Annotated in this window: 4 protein-coding genes; 2 read left to right on the top strand and 2 right to left on the bottom strand. The window is 58.8% G+C overall.

Going from position 1 to position 2,657, the window contains the following annotated elements; all coding sequences use genetic code 11:
• Together NW829_RS11105 and NW829_RS11100 are read right to left on the bottom strand one after the other, a co-directional pair.
• On the bottom strand, positions 1 to 782 hold a 782-nt coding region (locus tag NW829_RS11105; protein ID WP_414417091.1), incomplete at its 3' end, for a DNA-formamidopyrimidine glycosylase.
• A 50-nt stretch (positions 783 to 832) separates the two neighbouring features.
• Complete coding sequence (locus tag NW829_RS11100) at positions 833 to 1,060, bottom strand: photosystem I reaction center subunit IV (protein ID WP_414329200.1); 228 nt, start codon at positions 1,058 to 1,060, stop codon at positions 833 to 835.
• Between the two features lie 119 nt (positions 1,061 to 1,179).
• Here NW829_RS11100 and NW829_RS11095 point away from each other — a divergent pair, with 119 nt between their 5' ends.
• Complete coding sequence (locus NW829_RS11095; protein ID WP_414417090.1) at positions 1,180 to 2,064, top strand: penicillin-binding transpeptidase domain-containing protein; 885 nt, start codon at positions 1,180 to 1,182, stop codon at positions 2,062 to 2,064.
• 116 nt (positions 2,065 to 2,180) lie between these two features.
• Positions 2,181 to 2,333 (top strand): chlorophyll a/b-binding protein, encoded by a 153-nt coding sequence (locus NW829_RS11090; protein WP_011429120.1) that lies wholly within the window; start codon positions 2,181 to 2,183, stop codon positions 2,331 to 2,333.
• The last annotated feature ends 324 nt before the right edge of the window (positions 2,334 to 2,657 follow it).

The following is a 2,657-nucleotide window of genomic DNA, read 5'->3' as shown; positions in this document are numbered from 1 at the left end:
ATCCGCTGAATTGGGGTGCCACAGAGGCGACAGGGATCCCCTTCCCGACCGTACACCCACGCTTGCCCTTGATAGTTGCCGTTGAGCCCACGCAGATCCCGGTAATCCCGCAAGGTGGTGCCCCGCTGCTCCAGCCCGGCCCGTAACACCTCGATCAAAGCTTCTCGCAGGCGTGCCTTGGCCACATCCGAAAGCTGAACTGCTGGCGTCAAAGGGTGAATGCCGCTCAGAAACAGGGCTTCGTCGGCGTAAATGTTGCCCACCCCGGCTACCAGCGATTGATCCAGCAGCGCGGTTTTAATAAGACGGCGGCTCTTCTGCAGGGCAGCCTGGAAATAGGCCTCAGAAAAAGCTGGCGAAAAGGGCTCCGGCCCCAAAGCCTGCAGGGTGGGGATCACCGCCTCCAGCTCAACACCGGCAGGCACCAGCCACATCTGGCCAAAGGTGCGCTGATCCACAAAGCGCAAGTCCCACCCTTCCTCGAAGGCCAAACGAACACGAGTGTGAGCTGATAAAGGGGTGGATCCCTGCACCCAGAGCAACTGCCCGGTCATGCGCAGATGCACGCCCAGAACAGCTCTCGAATCCAGGGATCCCAGGAGATACTTTCCTCGCCGCTGCCACTGGGTAAAACGGGTGCCAATCAAGCTCCGCCCAAACATCTCCCCTGCAGGGTAGGCAATGGTGCGGGCCAGGAGCACCTCCACCGCAAGTATCCGCGGCCCCAAGGTGAGGCGTTGCAAATCTTGCCGAACTGTTTCAACTTCCGGCAGTTCAGGCACAGAACGACTTGCTCAAGAACACAGTCCCCGGCATCAGAACCCTTGTTGGTTTAGCTGGCCGGAGCGGCTTTGGCCTTGGCCTTGGGAGCTTCCAACACTTCCAGTTCATCTTCGCGGAAGTTGTTGGTGTTGATGTTGTAGTAGTTGATCTTGTCAAAGCGGACGATCACCGGGTAGAGAATGCCGCTGGTATCCACCGCCGCAACCGTTCCCACATCCCGATACCAGTAGGATTCTTTCCGCAGCACACGGACTTTGGCACCACGCTGAATTGCCATGAGGGTTATCTCCATTGACCTGAACTCAGATTACCCTAGTCCGTGAGAAGGCTGCGATTTCCGAATTTTTGTAACAGGGATCCGCTTTTGTCTGGCTGGGTTTTCGGGGCCAACAGCAGATGAACCGTCGCACCTGTGGAGCCTGGCTGTTGGGTTCTGCTTTGACCTGGGGCTTGCAGGGGAAATCTGCAGGGCTGCCCCATCCGCGCGATTTTGCCGCCGTCCTCGACCTGAACACCGGTCGTTTAACAAGGGTTTGGCAGCCGGAGCAGGCTTCCAGAATCAGGGCCAGCCCTGGCTCAACCGTCAAATGCGCCGTTGCCGCCGCTGCTCTGCAGACTGGGATCAGCTCCGGGGAGCGCTTGATCCACTGTCCGGGTTGGTGGGATCCGCCGCCGCAACTGGGGTTGGGCCGCCTACCCTGCTGGGATCCCCGCGGCCATGGAACCTTGAACTTGCGCCAAGCCCTGGCCCACTCTTGCAACGTGCATTTTTACCAGTTGGGCTGGGAGCTGGGGGCCGATACCCTGGTGGAGTGGCTGCGGCGCTTCGGCCTAGGGAGTGTGCAGAATACAACTCCGGCTCCGCTCTTGGCGACCGGTCTGGCTGGGCCGGTGGATCCCTGGGAGCTGTTGGTTTATGGGGGCGTGATTGCCCGCCGAGGTGTACCCCTTTCTGGCGAGGTCTCTCTGCCTGCCCTCTCTTTACCGGCTTGGATTTGGGAGGCTCTCCATGCTGGCATGAGCCTGGCGGCAACAGCGGGCACCTGTCGCGGCATTGCCCCAGAAGGGATCCCAGTGGCAGCCAAGTCTGGCACCATCCTCAATCCTCAACGACGAGGACGACCAATTCTCTGGGCAGAAGATTTTCAAGCCTGGTTGCTGGCCTTTTGGCCCCTGCCGGATCCCAACTGGACGCTGGTGCTGCACCTGCATCAGGGCAAAGCCTATGAGGCGGCCATTCCCCTGGCGCGGCAGATCATCGCCGCCATCGGCAGCGGGTGACCACCTTGCTTGCGATCATGAAGAAATGCAAACTATACTGAAGGTCAAGTGCCGTTCTCGTTTTCGTTCTTTACGGATCCCACTCCCTGTCGTTCCCATTTACCCTGGAGGTTCTCATGTCTAATCCCAATTTGTCTGAGCCCAAGTTTGGCTTTAACGAGTATGCCGAGCGCCTCAACGGTCGGGCTGCCATGATTGGCTTTGTGTTGGCCATTGTCATCGAAGCGGTGACGGGCCAAGGCGTTGCTTCCTGGCTGGGCCTGATCTAAGAGACCTCAACTTACCGCCTTTTGGCTTTTCCTTGGGTCTGCTGGCTTGCAGGCCCTTTATTGTATTGAGCAGGGTATTGAGCAGGAAGCGTGACTGCACCAGTTGTAGCCGTTCTGAATGGCAACAAAGCTTGAGCGGGCACCAACTACTCCAAGCAATTCCGACAGCGCCGAATCTTTCCCTTTCTCCCTCTGAGGGAGGAGCTGGTGTGAGGGTATCCCACTAGTTCCATTAGATGATCCCTTCTTGACGCTTGGCGATTGGCATCCGCCAGCCGGTGCCGAAGGCGCGATCGGTAATGCGTAGCCCAGGGGGAGCTTGGT

Source organism: Synechococcus sp. R55.8 (assembly GCF_047461895.1).
In the GTDB taxonomy this organism is placed as follows: domain Bacteria; phylum Cyanobacteriota; class Cyanobacteriia; order Thermostichales; family Thermostichaceae; genus Thermostichus.
The sequence above is the reverse complement of the archived record's forward strand: the minus strand, read 5'-3'. Positions and strand labels throughout refer to the sequence as shown.